Origin of the sequence: Solitalea koreensis (assembly GCF_900182575.1) — a bacterium.
GTDB lineage: Bacteria > Bacteroidota > Bacteroidia > Sphingobacteriales > Sphingobacteriaceae > Solitalea > Solitalea koreensis.
This window is the reverse complement of sequence record NZ_FXSZ01000003.1, coordinates 336057-352186: the sequence shown is the minus strand read 5'-3', so window position 1 is coordinate 352186 and position 16130 is coordinate 336057. Positions and strand designations below refer to the sequence as shown.

19 protein-coding genes are annotated in these 16130 nt (G+C 37.6%); 10 read left to right on the top strand and 9 right to left on the bottom strand.

Going from position 1 to position 16130, the window contains the following annotated elements; translation table 11 throughout:
* Positions 1-198: 198 nt before the first annotated feature.
* Positions 199-1080: a lysylphosphatidylglycerol synthase transmembrane domain-containing protein gene (locus tag FN756_RS07010; RefSeq protein WP_142602737.1), complete on the bottom strand. Its 882-nt coding sequence runs from the start codon at positions 1078-1080 to the stop codon at positions 199-201.
* Positions 1049-2008: a glycosyltransferase family 2 protein gene (locus FN756_RS07005; RefSeq protein WP_142602735.1), complete on the bottom strand. Its 960-nt coding sequence runs from the start codon at positions 2006-2008 to the stop codon at positions 1049-1051. The genes FN756_RS07010 and FN756_RS07005 overlap by 32 nt, the downstream gene beginning before the upstream one ends.
* 288 nt (positions 2009-2296) lie before the next feature.
* Between FN756_RS07005 and FN756_RS07000 the strand changes: the two genes are divergently transcribed.
* From FN756_RS07000 to FN756_RS06985, 5 genes are all read left to right on the top strand, one after another.
* Positions 2297-4849 (top strand): DUF5686 and carboxypeptidase-like regulatory domain-containing protein, encoded by a 2553-nt coding sequence (locus FN756_RS07000; RefSeq protein ID WP_142602733.1) that lies wholly within the window; start codon positions 2297-2299, stop codon positions 4847-4849.
* A gap of 153 nt (positions 4850-5002) precedes the next feature.
* Positions 5003-5320: a rhodanese-like domain-containing protein gene (locus FN756_RS06995; RefSeq protein WP_142602731.1), complete on the top strand. Its 318-nt coding sequence runs from the start codon at positions 5003-5005 to the stop codon at positions 5318-5320.
* A gap of 9 nt (positions 5321-5329) precedes the next feature.
* Complete coding sequence (locus FN756_RS14760; protein ID WP_221929035.1) at positions 5330-5542, top strand: DUF6358 family protein; 213 nt, start codon at positions 5330-5332, stop codon at positions 5540-5542.
* A gap of 66 nt (positions 5543-5608) precedes the next feature.
* The gene (locus FN756_RS06990) at positions 5609-6514 is read left to right on the top strand and encodes a prohibitin family protein (RefSeq protein ID WP_142602729.1); all 906 of its coding nucleotides are present in this window, start codon (positions 5609-5611) and stop codon (positions 6512-6514) included.
* Between the two features lie 119 nt (positions 6515-6633).
* Positions 6634-7050, top strand: coding sequence for an META domain-containing protein (locus FN756_RS06985; protein ID WP_142602727.1), 417 nt, complete (start codon positions 6634-6636; stop codon positions 7048-7050).
* Between the two features lie 93 nt (positions 7051-7143).
* On the opposite strand, the gene FN756_RS06980 is transcribed toward FN756_RS06985, so the two are convergent.
* Positions 7144-7443, bottom strand: a complete 300-nt coding sequence (locus FN756_RS06980; RefSeq protein ID WP_142602725.1) for a hypothetical protein — start codon at positions 7441-7443, stop codon at positions 7144-7146.
* Between the two features lie 164 nt (positions 7444-7607).
* Between FN756_RS06980 and FN756_RS06975 the strand changes: the two genes are divergently transcribed.
* On the top strand, positions 7608-8570 hold the full coding sequence (locus FN756_RS06975) for a GDP-mannose 4,6-dehydratase (RefSeq protein ID WP_142602723.1): 963 nt from the start codon (positions 7608-7610) through the stop codon (positions 8568-8570).
* Between the two features lie 106 nt (positions 8571-8676).
* On the top strand, positions 8677-9420 hold the full coding sequence (gene kdsB / locus FN756_RS06970; RefSeq protein WP_142602721.1) for a 3-deoxy-manno-octulosonate cytidylyltransferase: 744 nt from the start codon (positions 8677-8679) through the stop codon (positions 9418-9420).
* Positions 9421-9527: 107 nt separating this feature from the next.
* Here the strand turns inward: kdsB and FN756_RS06965 are convergent, their stop codons facing one another.
* From FN756_RS06965 to FN756_RS06950, 4 genes are read right to left on the bottom strand one after another with little or no spacing between them, the layout of a single operon-like run.
* Entirely contained in the window at positions 9528-9971 is a 444-nt protein-coding gene (locus FN756_RS06965; RefSeq protein ID WP_142602719.1) for a DinB family protein, read from the bottom strand.
* A gap of 5 nt (positions 9972-9976) precedes the next feature.
* On the bottom strand, positions 9977-10483 hold the full coding sequence (locus FN756_RS06960; RefSeq protein WP_142602717.1) for a DinB family protein: 507 nt from the start codon (positions 10481-10483) through the stop codon (positions 9977-9979).
* Complete coding sequence (locus FN756_RS06955; protein WP_142602715.1) at positions 10458-10820, bottom strand: endonuclease domain-containing protein; 363 nt, start codon at positions 10818-10820, stop codon at positions 10458-10460. The genes FN756_RS06960 and FN756_RS06955 overlap by 26 nt, the downstream gene beginning before the upstream one ends.
* Before the next feature lie 38 nt (positions 10821-10858).
* A complete protein-coding gene (locus FN756_RS06950) occupies positions 10859-11869 on the bottom strand; it encodes a dipeptide epimerase (RefSeq protein ID WP_142602713.1) in 1011 nt (336 codons plus the stop codon).
* A 140-nt stretch (positions 11870-12009) separates the two neighbouring features.
* On the opposite strand from FN756_RS06950, the gene FN756_RS06945 reads away from it, so the two are divergent.
* The 3 genes from FN756_RS06945 (at position 12010) to FN756_RS06935 (ending at position 14831) form a co-directional block, all read left to right on the top strand.
* Positions 12010-13140 carry a hypothetical protein gene (locus FN756_RS06945; RefSeq protein ID WP_142602711.1) on the top strand — a complete coding sequence of 377 codons (1131 nt, stop codon included), beginning with the start codon at positions 12010-12012 and terminating at the stop codon, positions 13138-13140.
* Positions 13141-13266: 126 nt separating this feature from the next.
* The gene (locus FN756_RS06940) at positions 13267-13719 is read left to right on the top strand and encodes a cold-shock protein (RefSeq protein ID WP_142602709.1); all 453 of its coding nucleotides are present in this window, start codon (positions 13267-13269) and stop codon (positions 13717-13719) included.
* A 131-nt stretch (positions 13720-13850) separates the two neighbouring features.
* On the top strand, positions 13851-14831 hold the full coding sequence (locus tag FN756_RS06935; RefSeq protein ID WP_142602707.1) for a hypothetical protein: 981 nt from the start codon (positions 13851-13853) through the stop codon (positions 14829-14831).
* A 132-nt stretch (positions 14832-14963) separates the two neighbouring features.
* Here the strand turns inward: FN756_RS06935 and FN756_RS06930 are convergent, their stop codons facing one another.
* Together FN756_RS06930 and FN756_RS06925 are read right to left on the bottom strand one after the other, a co-directional pair.
* Positions 14964-15362 (bottom strand): hypothetical protein, encoded by a 399-nt coding sequence (locus tag FN756_RS06930; protein ID WP_142602705.1) that lies wholly within the window; start codon positions 15360-15362, stop codon positions 14964-14966.
* A gap of 127 nt (positions 15363-15489) precedes the next feature.
* Positions 15490-16113: a rhomboid family intramembrane serine protease gene (locus FN756_RS06925; RefSeq protein ID WP_142602703.1), complete on the bottom strand. Its 624-nt coding sequence runs from the start codon at positions 16111-16113 to the stop codon at positions 15490-15492.
* Positions 16114-16130: the final 17 nt, after the last annotated feature.

Genomic DNA, 16130 nt, shown 5'->3' with positions numbered 1-16130 from the left:
ATTATGAATAGCATAATCTCAAATGGAGGCGTTGAATTAACGATAGATATGCCTCCAATACCAAATATCACCTCCTGGAAATGAGCGTATTACACAAAAGTAAAGGAAGATTTTTGAAATCAAGATTTTCTTTACAAAGGATTAATAAGCGATCCATTACCTACAGCCTCGACGAGGATTATTGTTTCTTGTGTTATCTTAACCTACAGGGCCTTCCGACAATTCTAATTTCTTTTCATTGAACACATAATAGGCTCCAAATAAGGACACTGTAGCAGTAATAAGGTAAAACCACAAACTTATGGTTACGGCGTAATGCATATCTAATTGTAAATATTGAGAACCGAAAAGAAAAACCAGTTCACGAGCGCCCAATCCACCAATAGTAAAAGGAAGTACCGCTACCACCGATGACACCAGGAACAGCATAAGATATTCTTTGTAATGATTTTCAATTCCCAGTGAATTCAAAATAAAAATTACTGCAGCGAGCTGCGCCAGTTGCACCAGTAATCCCTGGATGTTCGTACTCCAAAAACAGGCTTTAAATTCCTTGAAAAAGAAATGATAGATTAAGTAAAATATAACTAATCCTAAAATGGCGGTTAGTGATATGAGCCAATCCCAATGATTAAGTACAGGCAAGAATAAGGCAATTAAACAAATGAGTATACCTAAAGCAGCCAGTCCGCTTATTCGATCGAGCAGTACCGCCCACAAAAGTTTTTTAGCAGGTGTTTCAAACTTAGCATTCAGCCACCACACTTTATAACCATCACCACCAATACCGCCTGGCAAAAACAAGTTATAAAACATGCCAAGCCAATACAAGCGCAGATTAATTAGTTCAGAAAGTTGTAATTGAATAGCCCTAAAAAACAGATTCAACCTGAACGAAGCAATTACCTTTGAAAGGATAAAAAACAATGCGGCAACAAACAGGAACCAACCATTGGTAGATTTAAATGCCTCAATCAGTTCCCTGATGTCAATTTTTCGAAAAACCCACCAGAGGGAAAACCCGGTGATAAAGATTTTCAACGCCACTTTAATAAAGCTCCACAGTTTCTTTTTGGTCATTCATGTAGATCTTTCTAACCTGGTAAGTTTTTTTATGCTGCGACTCAAAATAAGTGCGCATGTTTATTTCGGCTAAAATACCAATTGTAATTAACTGCACGCCGCCCAAGAGCATTATTACCCCCAATATTAATATGGGCTTGCCCCATATATCGTGGCCGCCAATTTTTAAGCCCAACAAATACAGGTTAATAAATAACCCTATTAAGATGGCAACAAAACCGATACCGCCGAACAGATGCATTGGTTTTTGCAGGTATCTACGTAGAAATACCATCAATACTAAATCAGCAATTACCTTAAACGTGCGGTTAATTCCGTATTTGGATTTTCCGAATATTCGCTGATGGTGTTTTACCGGAACCTGTGTAATTTTTGCGCCTTGCAACGCCGCCAAAACAGGAATAAAGCGATGCAATTCACCGTAAAGTCCCAACTCATGCGCAATTTCACTTTTGAAAACTTTCAACGTGCAGCCATAATCACGGATGTGAACGCCCGTTGAACTGCGTATAATCGCATTAGCAATACTGCTTGGTATCTTACGCAATAACATACCATCTTCCCGATTAACGCGTTCTCCTGCCACCACATCCCAGTCCTCATCTTTTAGTTTTTGAAGCATGAATGGAATATCAGATGGATCATTTTGCAAATCGCCATCCAATAAAGCAATGTAACGACCACTGGCATGATCAATTCCGGCCATCATAGCGGTACTTTGCCCATAGTTTTTACGCAATTCCACTAATTTAGTGCGATGATCAACCTGGCGGATGATTTCTTTTTGAGTTCCATCGGTAGATCCGTCATCCACAAAAATTACTTCATAATCAATTGCAGCCAAAGCGTGCCGGATTGAGCCAATTAAGGGCTCAATATTGTCTTTCTCATTTAAAACGGTAATAACTACGGACAAGTCTCTCATTGAAGAAAATTTGGCCAAATGTGTAATTACAAATTTAAGATAATGAGCTGTTTATGTTAAATTTATTTAAAATTCAGGGGTGAATAGTAAAAGCGCTTAAAAATAAGAACCCGCTGAAAATTGTTCGCTCAATTTTAGAGGTTCTTAAATAGTCAACTTATCTACCGGAACATTTCCCAAGAATCTTTCTGATCTTTTTCACAAAGTTTGTTTAAAAAACTGTCGGCCCGGGTAAACTTAATGCCCTTTAATCGTGTTATTTTAAAATTATCCTACAATCATAGATGAATGTTTACTTATAAGCCTTACTTATACCTGGCTATTTTGTGTGCACTATTAAGCATGGCTTACACTTCGGTTGCACAAACAACAGTAGTTTCGGGAAAAGTTATTGATGCCGTAAGCCGAGAAGCATTATCAACGGTAAGTATTAAATTCATCAATTCTAACAAAGGTACTGTTACTGATAGCAACGGCCGCTATTTCTTAAGTACTACAGATAAGGTTACACTTATTCAATTTAGCTATTTAAGTTATCAAACTGTTACCAAAAGGATTACTCCCGGAGCTCAACAAGTGTTGAATGTACAACTGGTTACCAACAACCAAACGCTTCCGGAGGCGGAGATAAGGGCTACCCGGCGTGTCAAGTACAAAAATAAAGACAATCCGGCGGTGGCTTTAATTAAAAAAGTAATCGATAATAAGTCAATCAACCAACCCAAAAATTATTCAAGTTTGGAGTATGAGAAATATGAAAAACTGGTTTTCTCATTGAGTGATCTTCCACAAAAAACTTTGGATAAAAAACTGTTGGCTTCTTATAAGTTTTTGTGGGAGAATAAAGACACGACTAAAATCCCAGGTAAAACACTTTACCCAATTTACATGGAGGAAATGGTTTCGGATCATTATTATAACAAAGAACTGAATAAGTCTAAAACCATTATTAAAGCAAAACAACAAGTTGATATTAGCAATTATGTAGATCAAAACGGCGTAAGTATTTACTTGAACCGGGTCTATGCAGATATTGATATTTATGCCAACAATATCTTTATCGTAACCAATCAGTTTTTAAGTCCGATTGCCGATAATGCTCAAGACTATTACAAGTTCTTTATAACAGATACTGTTGTAAACGATACTTCGAAATTGGTAGAGATCAGTTTTACCCCCAGGGTAAAAGGCGACTTGCTATTTGAAGGAAAGCTATACATTACGCTTGATGGCAAATTTGCCGTAAAAAGGCTTGACATGGGCTTGGATAAAAATGTGAATTTGAACTGGATTCGTAGTTTACACGTTATTCAAACCTTTGACCAGGATAGCCTTGGCCATTATTATTTAAATTCTAGTGATGCTTTAACAGACTTAGGATTCCTAAGAAATAAAGGTGTTGGAGTTGTTGGAGAGCGAAGCATGTCGTTCAAAAACTATGTAATCAACCATCCAAAAGAAGCTTCATTCTATTCGGACGATACCGTAAACACCAATACGGAAGAGTTAAAACAAAACGAAGCTTATTGGAAGCAAAACAGAGCAATAGCCCTAAGCCATTCCGAATCAAACGTTTACAAAAACATGGACACCTTACAGAGTATCCCAAAGTTTAAAAGAACGGCCAATTTTGTGAATTTTCTGGTAACAGGTTACCATGGATTTGGAGGATTTGAGATGGGACCCTCCAGCACTTTTTTTAGCTTCAACGAATTAGAAGGGAGCCGCTTTAAATTTGGCGGAAGAACACTGCCTAAGTTTTACAACCCCTGGTATTTTGAAGGCTATGCCGCTTATGGTACCAAGGACGAAAAATGGAAATATAAACTGGCAACGACCTACTCTTTAAACCATAAAACCATTTATAAGTTCCCTAACAATTATTTAAAGGTAAGTTATGAGCGCACCACCATGATTCCCGGGCAGGAGTTGGAGTTAGCTCAAAGCGATGGCTTCTTACTGTCGTTTAAAAGAGGGGAAGATAATAAGTGGCTTTATACTGAAAATTATAAGTTTAATTACCTAAGAGAATTTAAAGATCATTTCTCTTATGATTGGGGATTCAACAGATTTACCCAATCACCTGCGTTGGATCTGCGATACATCAGCACTATAAATGGCGCCGACACTACCATATCCTCACTCACCACATCTGAACTATCATTACGATTACGTTGGGCTCCACATGAGCAAATGATTCAGGGCAAATCATACCGAACGCAAATACCCAATAAATTCCCGATCATAACAGCAAAATACACCATGGGCATTAAGGGTTTATTTGGAGGAGCCTACAATTACCAGGCAGTTGAAGCTGGCATAAGTAAACGAACTTATTTATCGCAACTCGGATATACTGATATTGCAATTGAAGGACGAATTGTATTGGGGCAGGTGCCTTTTCCATTATTAAATCTAATACCCGCCAATCAAAGCTATATCTATTCACGAAGCTCATTTAACCTTATGAACTTTATGGAATTTGTAAGTGACCATTCGGTTAATGTATTTATCGATCATTCATTCGGAGGCTTTATTTTAAACAAAGTACCTTTGATAAAGAAATTGAAATGGAGAGAGTTTGTGGCGATGAAAATGGCATTTGGCGGATTAAGAAGCGAAAATGACCCTGCTGTTCATTCCAATTTATATCAATTCCCTGCAAATGACAATGGAACTCCTACCACTTACGCGCTCGAAAAACCTTATATGGAAGTAAGTCTGGGTATCGGTAATATTTTCAAATTATTCAGAGTAGATGCAATCAGACGTTTAACTTATCTTAACAATCCGGGTGTCGCTCAAAATGGCATTCGCATAGCTTATATATTAGACTTTTAGAAAGCTAAGGGCTGTTTTAATATCATTCTTGTCTTCTGGGCGTAATTTTTTCATGATTTAAGAGTCAACTTGATTTCGGAACTAAATAATAATTTATCTTTACCGCAGTTTAACAAAAGACAACACCCTCACTATCATTAAATTTTCAAGACAATGAGAGAGATTACCGTTCAGGAACTTAAAAAAAAGATCGATAATAACGAAGATTTTCAACTGATTGATGTTCGCGAAGAATTTGAATATCAGGATGCTAACATTGGAGGAGAATTAATTCCTTTAGGAAACATTCTGCTCGAAACTGATAAGATTTCAAAAGATAAAGATGTAGTTATTCATTGCCGCAGTGGCAAACGTAGCGCCGCAGCTATTATGCAACTCGAACAACAATTTGGTTTTACCAACCTGTATAATTTAGCTGGCGGAATTCAAGCTTGGGCTACAGAGATTGATTCAAGCATCAAAGTAAGCTAGTTATCTTTTATGCTTTGGAAAAAACTCCTGTTAAATACAGGCTTAAATATTTTACTTTTTGTATCCCTAATTTCGATACTTTACGCCATTCAAGAAAAAAATTTACTGAAGATTACTATGGTATCGGCAGCATTTTTTCTTTTTCTAGCGATAAAATTAGCGTACGTCAAAAAAGTAAAAGAAGCAATGAAAATTGAAAAAAAGACTAAAAAAGGAAAGTAATTAACTACTTTCCTTTTTTTTTACCTCATGATAAAAACATTCACCCTAAACCTAATTTAAATCATCATGTTTCTAATCGTTCTAGGCACTGCTATTTTGTTAGTTGCGCTATTTATCCTTCCAAACAACGCTCAATTTGCTGGTTTTACAAACATTGGCCGTATTGTTGGCCTTGCATTTCTGTTGATTGGAGCTGCTACCTCGATGTTCGTTGTGGTTCCGGCCGGTACTGTTGCCGTAAAATCCATTTTCGGAAAAGTAGAGGGCACCCCTCTTTACAGCGGATTAAACATCGTCAATCCTTTAGTGAAGGTAACCGAGTTCGATGTGAAAACGCAGAACTATACCATGTCATCCACTCATGACGAAGGCAATCAACAAGGAGATGATGCCATTCGCGTATTATCGGCCGACGGACTGGAAGTAGTTATTGATCTTACGGTTTTGTATAGGGTGTTACCAACAGAAGCACCACGTATACTCAAAGAAATAGGGGCCGATTACCAAAGTACAATTGTGCGCCCAATTTCAAGAACCAAGATTCGTGACAATGCCGTTTATTACGATGCAGTGGCCCTTTACTCTACTCGCCGTGATGAGTTTCAAACCCGCATTTTTAACTCAATTTCGAAAGATTTTAAAAGTCGAGGTTTAATACTGGAACAACTGCTTATTCGCAACATTCAACTACCGACATCTGTAAAAGCAAGTATTGAATCTAAAATTTCTGCAGAACAAGAAGCACAAAAAATGCAATTTGTATTACAGAAAGAACGTCAGGAAGCAGAGCGGAAACGTGTAGAGGCTCAAGGTATTTCGGACTATCAACACATCATTAGCCAGAGCCTTTCCGACAAACAATTACAGTATGAAATGATTAAGGCTCAAAAAGAAATTGCAACTTCTCCCAATTCAAAAATCATTATTATGGGGAATGCGAAAGGTGCTCCCATTATTTTAGGAGATAAGTAAAAATCTGTTTGCAAGCAGGAGTAGCAGAGTTTTTGAATGCGGCACGCAACAATCTAATAATTAAATATTTAGTTGTTAAAAATACTTGAAAATATTACATTAGATAAAACAATCTTGTTATGAAAAACATATTTCAGCGCTTAATATATGCCCTAATATTTTGCCTGTTATTTTCAGCATGTAGCACCGTTAAAGGACCTCCAACTCTTGCCAACAATCATTGGGAACTTCAGGATGTTAAAGGGGTCGACATCTATCTTGCTTTCAATATTAAACATGGTATTTTCATAGAATTTAATGACTCCACAAAGAAATTTAACGGATACACCGGTTGCAATAATTTTTTTGGTGAATATACCGTTGACGGGAATAAACTTCATTTCTCCGACATGAGTACAACCCGAATGGCTTGTCCGCAAATGAAATCGGAAAATCTATACTTACAGGCTATTAGCCAAGTTGATAACTATAGAATTGATGGAAAAAAGCTCTTACTTTACAAAGGAGAAGAAGTCTTAGCTACCTATAAACGTTAAAAGCATTTTGGTCATAAAAAGAGGCTGATGAATTCAGTCTGTTTTTATGATCAAAATGCTTCAATTAGGAATTGCACAGAACACTATATCAGGCTACGCTTTAATCTTCCGGTATTTCTTTATGATCATTCTGATATGCTGAGCTACACAAGCCATTTCGTTATTTTCACCGGTTTCAATGTATCTGTTAACGGGAGTATTACATTTGGCACACCTTCCTTTTAAGATAACATCATCTAACCTATTTAAGTAAAGCTTATAGTTTACAATAGATGTTCTCCTATCTGTGCAATGTGCACAAAAACAACTATCAATAATTTCATTGATTTGATCGTATTTCTTCCCCATGATCATGGCCAAATCATCGGCGTTGATTTCTAGTTCTTCTTTCATGCTGAAAATATAATGAGTAAAAAGCTATACAATTATAATACCACGGCGTTTATTTAACCATAAAATGATTAAACAAGTATTTCTTTAGTACTTCAGTACTACAAGTGTCTATTTTACTATTTTTATCCGAATATTATTTACAGCATTAAACGCATTACGGGAGCATGAAGCACATTTTAGTAACCGGCGGAGCAGGTTTCATAGGCAGTTCGCTTATTAAAAGTTTGATTAATGACCATGAAGTTTCAATAACCTGTGTTGACAACTTCGACTCCTTCTATCCAAAAGCAATAAAACTACTTAATATTTCAACATTTATCCATCATCCGCAGGTTAAATTTTTAGACTTTGATTTAGCTGATGCCGATGAATTAAAAAAACAACTTACCGAAAAATTTGATGTAATTATTCATTTGGCAGGTAAAGCCGGAGTGCGCCCAAGTATAGAACAGCCCTTGGCTTATCAACGCGCCAATGTTAATGCAACTCAAAACTTGTTGGAATTTGCGATGCGACAAGGCATTAAACAATTTGTTTTTGCCTCTTCCAGTAGCGTGTACGGCGTAAATCCTAATACACCCTGGAAAGAAAACGAACCTCTAATGCCAATAAGCCCTTATGCTTCTACCAAACTTTCATGTGAGCAGTTAGGCCATGTGTATAGCCATTTATACGAAATTAGATTTTTAGCCCTCCGTTTTTTTACTGTGTATGGCCCGGCACAACGGCCTGACCTAGCCATACACAAGTTTTTTAAATCAATAATCAACGAACAGCCCATTCCGGTTTTTGGAGATGGAAGTACCAGTAGAGATTACACCTATATCGATGATATCATTTTAGGAATAAAAGCCTGCATTAACTATGATAAATCAATGTATGAAATCATTAACCTCGGCAACCATAACACAATTACACTATCGAATTTAATTGCATCAATTGAAGCCACTTGCGGAAAAAAGGCGATTATTGATCGACAACCAGAGCAGCCCGGCGATGTTCCTCAAACCTATGCAGATATAAGTAAAGCCCATCGCCTGCTTGATTATTCGCCTAAAACAGACTTAAATACCGGATTGGAGCAATTCTATAAGTGGTATGTAACTAATGAAGCGACTTTAAAATAGTTAAATTTCGTTGTTGGGTTCTAAATTTCATTGGTGAATAATTAGTTTTGCTGAATATTTTCCTCATTCGTTCAATAAAGAATTACACAATATATCATTGAATTTCATGAAAAAAGCCGCTCTCATTCCTGCTCGTTATAAAGCTACTCGCTTTCCCGGCAAACTTATGGCCGATTTAGAAGGCAAAACAGTAATTCTTCGTACATACGAAGCAGCTGTTGCAACCCAATTATTTGACATTGTAGCCGTTGTTACCGATAGCCAACTTATTTTTGATGAAATTGTAACGAATGGCGGCAAAGCGATTATGAGCAAGAAAGAACATGAGTGTGGTTCTGACCGAATCGCTGAAGCAGTTTTGGATATGGATGTTGATATTGTAGTGAATGTACAAGGTGATGAACCATTTACCGAGCGCGAACCCTTAGAGAAGCTGCTGGCTGCATTTAACGGTGAAGATGGTAAAAAAACACAAGTGGCTTCACTCATGCATGAAATAACCGATTGGGATTCTATTCAAAACTCTAACAATGTTAAGGTAGCCGTTGATCTTAATTCCTATGCTCTTCTCTTTTCTCGCTCACCTATTCCCTATCCTCGTAATAAAGAGGCAAAAACTCGTTTTTATAAACACATCGGTATTTATGCCTTTCGCAAAGATGCCCTGCTTCGCATTACCAAACTACCGGTGAGTCCACTTGAAAATGCAGAAAGCATTGAATGTTTGCGTTACCTGGAAAATGGCATCCCTATGAAAATGATCGTTACTGATTTTGCCACCGTAGGCATTGACACACCTGAAGATTTAACTAAAGCAAAAGAAGTAATTAACAAGTCTATTAAACTCTAGTTAATGTTTTTAAAGAGGTATCAACTGCAGTTAGTCTTGTAAAAACGCATGATTTCAGCTCAGCGTGACAATTCGTCCATTGTAACTAGCAGAAAAGGCTTTAGCTTTTAATCCAGTAGTCTACGGTGGTAGTTAATTTGCCCCAAGTGGTAAGTTAAGTGAGTGGACAGATGAAATAGAAAATGAGCATTTTTCCAATGCTGATTCATTACTTCATACGGAAAATCCTTCTCCAGATCAGCATCGGTAAGGTTATTCAAGGTGGCGGCAACTACAACCTGCGTATCGTGAACCATTTTTAGCAACTCTTCTCTGCTAACGTTTTTAATCGAGAACTCTGCATCGCGATCGCGAACATATCCGCTATTCCCTAGAGCAGTTCCAATAAAATGGTTCAAATTACCCACTAAATGCAAACAAAGGTTGCCTGCTGAGTTATGAATGGAGCCGTTTACCTTCCAGATGTTTTCTTCGTTTTGATAGGCCGTAATTTCCTTTTTTAAGAGTTCAAGGTCCCTCTCCAGAAACCCTTTTAAAATATGTGTATACATTTTAATTACATTAAATGGTTAGAAATTTCAGTTATTCGGGCCAAATGATGATCGTCGTGTTCGGCTGTAAAATAGGCAATATCAATAATACGCATTGGTTGTTGAAGCCGTGGATGAAGAGCAAAATTCTCTAACTTATCTTTAGGGACTGACTTCAATAGTTCCACGAACTGCTGTCGGATCTTTCTAAAATCAAGCAAGAGCCTGGAAAGTTTAACTGCATTATGGTTAGCCTCATCCGTTTTCCTATTCCGTAAATCAGTTGGCATTAACTGCTCCTCTCCTTCCAGAATCTGCTCCACTCTGGTAATCCACAGTGGCTCTAAATCGATCAAGTGACCAATGTTTTCTTTAATCGACCAGGCATTATCAAACCGGTTAGAATGAATAATCTTTGGGATTGACGATAACTTCTCCTCCAAACGGGCAGGAGTTCCTGAAAGTCGTTCCAAAATGCTCGGAAGATAATCTGCCGAAAAAGTAAACTCAAATTTCCGATCGAACCATTTCATTTTTACTGTTGTTAAACGCAGCAGCTATTGTATTTAACACTTCTTCTATGTTTTCAAATACGTTCTTGCATTCAATCATGATGCACTTCATTTCTTGATCCTTTAAGAATAGTTCTTTATCCTTATCTTGATCAGAAACCAGGCCTACGGCGAGATGTTCTTCCGGACAATAGAAATCAAACACAAATTCACCTACGCGATGTTTGCGCTTAAAAAGTCGTTTTTTTAGTCGCCTGTTTTTAAGAAATTTCCACAATTCAAGTTCTGCAACAAGCTGATTATTGTGAAGATCAGTGCGTATTTTTTTGAGGTAAGAAAGATCAGGATGAGGCTTCATGGATTATGAATTGCATGTATTCAATTTACTAAAACCATTCAATTAAATGTTAATCCGAGACCTGGCTTTTTACTTAAAATAATTTTGCCATCTACCAATTCCGGATCGGCAAAAGGTTTATTTATGGTCATCCACGGACCATCTAAATCAGCGTAATCACAAAGCGGAGCCAGAGCAGCAGCGGCTAAAATTGCGCATGATGTTTCGCTCATGCAACCTATCATAATTTTAAGGTTAAGGTTACGTGCTTTTTTAATCATTTTGGAGGCTTCATGCATGCCGGTGCATTTCATCAGTTTTATATTTATTCCTGAATACACCCCCTTGGCGCGTTCAACATCATTAAACCGCTGTACAGCTTCATCTCCAAATGTTGGAATCGGGCTATGCTCTGTCAGCCAGGCATTTTCATCCACCATTTGTTTGGGCATTCCTTGTTCCACGAAAATCACTCCTCGATCAGCCAGCCAGTGCGTCATTTCCAAGGCTTGGTTTTTATCTATCCAACCTTGATTTGCATCTACGTACAAAGGCTTATCCGTAACCGAGCGAATTGTTTCAATCATTTCTTTATCGTTGCCTTTGCCCAGTTTCACTTTTAGAAATTTAAAACCGGATGTACCCTTCACTTTTTCTCTGATTACATCAGGAGTATCAATGCCAATGGTAATACTTGTAGCGGGCATAAGAATGGGTTGGGATCCGAAAAATTCATAACAAGGTTTGTTTTGGAGCTTCCCCAATAAATCATGCAAAGCGATATCAATAGCCGCCTTAACCGATGGATTTCCGGGAACAAGTTCATCCACATATTTTAATATTTCTTCAGTATTTTCCGGCTTAAATGATGTTAAGTTAATTTTAGAAAGAAAGCTAATAGCCGTTTGGTGTGACTCCCCCAAGTAAGGCGGCATAGAAGCTTCACCATAACCAATTATCCCCTCGTGTTCAATTTGCGTAAGTATAACAGGGGTTGATGTTCGCGAAAAGTTAGCTATGGTAAACGGATACTTTAGCTGTAAATCAATCGCTTTGAAATTGAGTTTCATAATTGTTAAATTATGTAAATATGACATTAGTTTAATGAAAATAAAACTAGGCTCGCTTATCCGAGAAATGATTTTTAAAGGAATTAATATTAAATTATAAGCTGTACTATTGTTAGTAAAATAACCAAGACCAACATACTATGTCAAAACTTTTACCCTTAGCTCTTATAGTCTGTTTTATAATATCGTGTTCTTCTCCCAAAAGCACTTTTGATAAAGGCAATTATGATAAGGCTTTTCAACAATCAATAAGTCGCTTGCAAAAAGATCCGAAGGATAAAAAAGCTTCGGCCGTTGTTCGCGAAGCTTATCATTTTGCACAGGAAGACCATCTCTTAACCATTAAACAAGCCAAACTCTCGAACGATATCTATCGCTGGGAAACGGTTGTCCGCGAGTATCAATCATTAAACAATATGGTTCAGCTTTTGCGCCATTGCCCTGCAGCATTGAAACTAATCACCAATTTTAACGATTACACCAATGAAGAAAACGAAGCAAGAATCAGTGGCGCCCAAGTTCGTTACGAATTAGGTAATCGTGCCTTGGCAGCAGGAGATCGACAAGCAGCCAAAGATGCCTACTATCACTTTTTAGCTGCCAATGATTTGTCGGGCGGTGATTTTAAGGATGCGCTCAAACTTGCCGAAGATGCACGTTGGGCAGCTACATTGAAAGTGGTAGTTGAAGACATTCCGGTACGCAGTCAGAAATTTAGTTTGAGCGATGCCTATTTCAGAGAGCAAGTTGGTAAATACTTAGGCAATTTATCGAATCAACGAAACGCCTTTGTAGCCTTTTATCCACCGGAAGAATTTAATAAAACGGGCTTAAAACAGCCTGATCAGATTTTACAATTCGCTTTTGACGAGTATATCGTTGGTAATACCTTCGTTAAAGAGAATAATTTTGAAGCAAAAAGCGATACGGTTGTAGTTGGGAAATTAGAAGGCAAAGAAATTAAAGGAATTGTAAAGGCCAAAGTATCTATTTTCCGCAAAGAAGTCTCTACCTCAGGAATGCTGAATATTCGCATGATCGATCCCCATAACAACCAGGTAATTAATCAAGACCAGATACCCGGAACTTTTGTTTGGGCCTATGAATGGGGCTCATATCGTGGCGATGAGCGTGCATTAACCAAGAATCAACGCGAAATCTGCAAGCGACGGGAGCTGCTGCCTCCGCCTCCTCAGGATTTATTTTTAGAGTTTACCAAACCTATTTACGATCAGTTAACAAACAAGTTGAAGCGGTATTATGTGAATTAATCCGAAGAGAACATTGTCCTAATACATTGAACCTTAGCTTTTCAAGTATCTTCAGAATAATATAAGTATCTCATTTTAAAATTATTACCTTTGCAACTCACAACATAACAAAAGTAAAAGTAAACTATGGGTAGATCAACCGAATCATTTGGTAAAAAGGAAAACGAAAAGAACAGATTAAAAAAACAGAAGGAAAAAGAGCAAAAGAAGGAAGAACGCAAAGCCAATGCAGGAAAAGCCAAAAGCTTTGAGGATATGCTTGCGTATGTTGATGAAAATGGAAATATTTCCTCTACCCCACCAGATCCATCAAAAAAGAAAACCGTTAATGCAGAAGACATCCAGATTGGCATTTCCAGACAAGAGGCTGTTGAACAACCTGAAGGTCCAAGAAACGGAACAGTAACTTTCTTTAACGACTCAAAAGGTTACGGTTTTATTAAAGATACAACTACTCAAGAGAGCATTTTTGTTCATATTAATGGCCTTGTTGATGCTATCAAAGAAAATGACAAAGTAACTTTTGAAACCGAAATGGGCCTAAAAGGACCAAATGCAATAAAGGTTAAAAAGGTTTAAATAAATACATATTTCATAAACAGGCGCCGGATTATTTATGAATCTGGCCTCTGTAGTGAATTTCTTCATATACACTACCAACCGAAAACATTCTAATCCATTAGCTGTTTTTTCAGATCAACAACATACACGTGCAGTACTCTCCTTTCGAAACTTTTAACTTCGGCAATAAAACCTGTTTCCTTAGTGGCGAAGCATTACCATCAGCTGACCAAAAAATCGAAGTGTTCCCGTTATGGCTACAAAACCGTTTTAAACTAACCGATCAGCCTTTCAAACTCCTGAACGAGCAATTTAGCACTTATGGTAAGCTTAAATTACCTTGCAGCACTGAGGTAAAAGAAAGCATTATTGATCCGCTGGAAAAAAAGATTGAAACAGCTTTTACAGCGGGTTATGCTGCCGTGAAACAGCTTCCGGAAGAAGATATTTTCCATTGGTTTGGAAAGATTATGTATGGAATTATTTTCAATGAGATACAGGTGGCTCTATTGGAAAAACCTGCGCATGAACCATTGAACATGAATGCCGGCCTAATTGATAAATTCACAAACCATCATTTACTTTTGCAATCGATGCGGCTGCCGATGGTATTTGAAGATTTTACTCCTTGGAGCGTTTTTGTATTTGAAGTGGAGCAAGGAGCCGACCTCTTCGATTACCGTGATGAGATGAATACGTTGATTTTCTCCCTGCAGATGAATGGTTTCGGTATACTCATTTGCATGCAAGATAACGGAGAAAATAAACGCTACCACCGTGAATTAATGGAGAAAATAAAAGGCAAAAAACTTCATCCAGCTCAGTTTCAGGAATTCTGTGCAAAGCTTTATTATTCGGCATACCTGTTCAACCGCGTTCCAAGATACATTACCTTGCCTCCTACCCAACCCAATGAACCTTATACCATTAGTTCCATGCCTTTACATGGCAGTCAAACTAAAGCGCTTTTTGATCCATGGCAAAACAAAGTTTATGCACAAGTATTAGAGGCATTTTGGAAACGCTGGGGCTTTGTAAAATTTGAGATCATTAAAAACCCGGAACAACCCATGAGTTTATTACTCAATGAAAACGGTGAGTTTAATGAGGTGGTAGAATTACCGGTTTAATCCAGTCGACCGTTCGAAAAATCCAAAATCAGCAGTCTATTTATACGCGTTTCAAACGCTTTACAGTATTTTGCACGCATTACAAACGTGCGCGCGTTACATCTGATTATTTCCCACTAAAATATTTGTCCTTCACCCATTGTAAACTATCTGGATAAGGAATATTGTATTCTGCAAATCTGATGGAGCCAAGAGCAATCCATTATTCTCAGGTTTATTTTTCTCATAAATCACAGGAAAAGATCGACCTCTAAAATCAGAAGAATTGATAGATATCACACTATAAACTCCTCCTCCTTTATATAATCGATCTTGTAACCTGAACTCATAATCTAGCGTTAACTCCCCCCTATTAGTAGAACCTATTTTAACTATTACAGCATTACTAATTTCCGTTCTTCTTTTAAATCTTTCTTCATTAATAAGAACCATAATTATAAAAGCACCTACTATAACTGCTATTCCTATCAATTGTAATACAATAGAATTTTTCTCTCTGAATGATTCTATCTTTTTGCTAATGTCTTTCATTCCAATGGGCTCTAATGTATTGTATGGCACCATTCTGAGTAGAAGGCACCCTTGTCCTTGCTCGCGCGCGTTTGCAACGCGTGCGAAAGACTGCATGAAGTCTGTGACTTCGTACAAATCGTAAGACCTAATTTAAGGCTGTCATTATTGTTCCCATGAAATACCCAATTATGGATGGAAACAACAAAATGGTGAGAACAATGCCCGTTACTGCGCCGTAAAAATGGGCATCGTGATTAATATTATCGCGGCCATGACGTGACGCATAAACGCAATAAGCAAGATAGATGGGTCCAAAAATAACAGCCGGTATACCAATCGGGATGAACATGATGTATAATTTGGTAAGCGGATCAAACAGAATATAACTGAACAAAACCGCAGAAATTGCTCCCGATGCGCCCAAACTGTAATAATGAATACTGTTCTTGTACTTAGCAATCGTTGACACATCACTTAATATTAAGCCAGCCGTATACAAAAGTGCGAACTGCCAATGACCAATGGTTGCTTCGAGCCTAAATGCAAAAAAGTAAAAGGTCATCATATTAAACAACAAGTGACCAATATCAGCGTGAACCAAACCACTAGTTAAAATGGTATAATAACGACTTCCACGGTTAATGCTATACGGATGTAAACTCAACTGATACGTTACATCATGGTTAACAAATAATGCGTAAAGACTCGTAAAAACGGTAAAAGCAAAAATGGCCGAAGCTACCGGCGCAACCTGAATATACTCTTGCATGGGATTTAAATTCTAAC

What these genes read in the sequence shown, in the direction of transcription:
- FN756_RS06995 (WP_142602731.1), top strand. Translation starts at nt 5,003, where the DNA reads ATGAGAGAGATTACCGTTCAGGAACTTAAAAAAAAGATCGATAATAAC.
- FN756_RS06985 (WP_142602727.1), top strand. Translation starts at nt 6,634, where the DNA reads ATGAAAAACATATTTCAGCGCTTAATATATGCCCTAATATTTTGCCTG.
- FN756_RS06980 (WP_142602725.1), bottom strand. Translation starts at nt 7,443, where the DNA reads ATGAAAGAAGAACTAGAAATCAACGCCGATGATTTGGCCATGATCATG.
- FN756_RS06955 (WP_142602715.1), bottom strand. Translation starts at nt 10,820, where the DNA reads ATGAAGCCTCATCCTGATCTTTCTTACCTCAAAAAAATACGCACTGAT.
- FN756_RS06930 (WP_142602705.1), bottom strand. Translation starts at nt 15,362, where the DNA reads ATGAAAGACATTAGCAAAAAGATAGAATCATTCAGAGAGAAAAATTCT.
- FN756_RS06945 (WP_142602711.1), top strand. Translation starts at nt 12,010, where the DNA reads ATGTCAAAACTTTTACCCTTAGCTCTTATAGTCTGTTTTATAATATCG.
- FN756_RS06990 (WP_142602729.1), top strand. Translation starts at nt 5,609, where the DNA reads ATGTTTCTAATCGTTCTAGGCACTGCTATTTTGTTAGTTGCGCTATTT.
- FN756_RS06950 (WP_142602713.1), bottom strand. Translation starts at nt 11,869, where the DNA reads ATGAAACTCAATTTCAAAGCGATTGATTTACAGCTAAAGTATCCGTTT.
- FN756_RS06965 (WP_142602719.1), bottom strand. Translation starts at nt 9,971, where the DNA reads ATGTATACACATATTTTAAAAGGGTTTCTGGAGAGGGACCTTGAACTC.
- FN756_RS07010 (WP_142602737.1), bottom strand. Translation starts at nt 1,080, where the DNA reads ATGACCAAAAAGAAACTGTGGAGCTTTATTAAAGTGGCGTTGAAAATC.
- FN756_RS06925 (WP_142602703.1), bottom strand. Translation starts at nt 16,113, where the DNA reads ATGCAAGAGTATATTCAGGTTGCGCCGGTAGCTTCGGCCATTTTTGCT.
- FN756_RS06975 (WP_142602723.1), top strand. Translation starts at nt 7,608, where the DNA reads ATGAAGCACATTTTAGTAACCGGCGGAGCAGGTTTCATAGGCAGTTCG.
- FN756_RS06940 (WP_142602709.1), top strand. Translation starts at nt 13,267, where the DNA reads ATGGGTAGATCAACCGAATCATTTGGTAAAAAGGAAAACGAAAAGAAC.
- FN756_RS06960 (WP_142602717.1), bottom strand. Translation starts at nt 10,483, where the DNA reads ATGAAATGGTTCGATCGGAAATTTGAGTTTACTTTTTCGGCAGATTAT.
- FN756_RS14760 (WP_221929035.1), top strand. Translation starts at nt 5,330, where the DNA reads ATGCTTTGGAAAAAACTCCTGTTAAATACAGGCTTAAATATTTTACTT.
- FN756_RS07000 (WP_142602733.1), top strand. Translation starts at nt 2,297, where the DNA reads ATGTTTACTTATAAGCCTTACTTATACCTGGCTATTTTGTGTGCACTA.
- kdsB (WP_142602721.1), top strand. Translation starts at nt 8,677, where the DNA reads ATGAAAAAAGCCGCTCTCATTCCTGCTCGTTATAAAGCTACTCGCTTT.
- FN756_RS07005 (WP_142602735.1), bottom strand. Translation starts at nt 2,008, where the DNA reads ATGAGAGACTTGTCCGTAGTTATTACCGTTTTAAATGAGAAAGACAAT.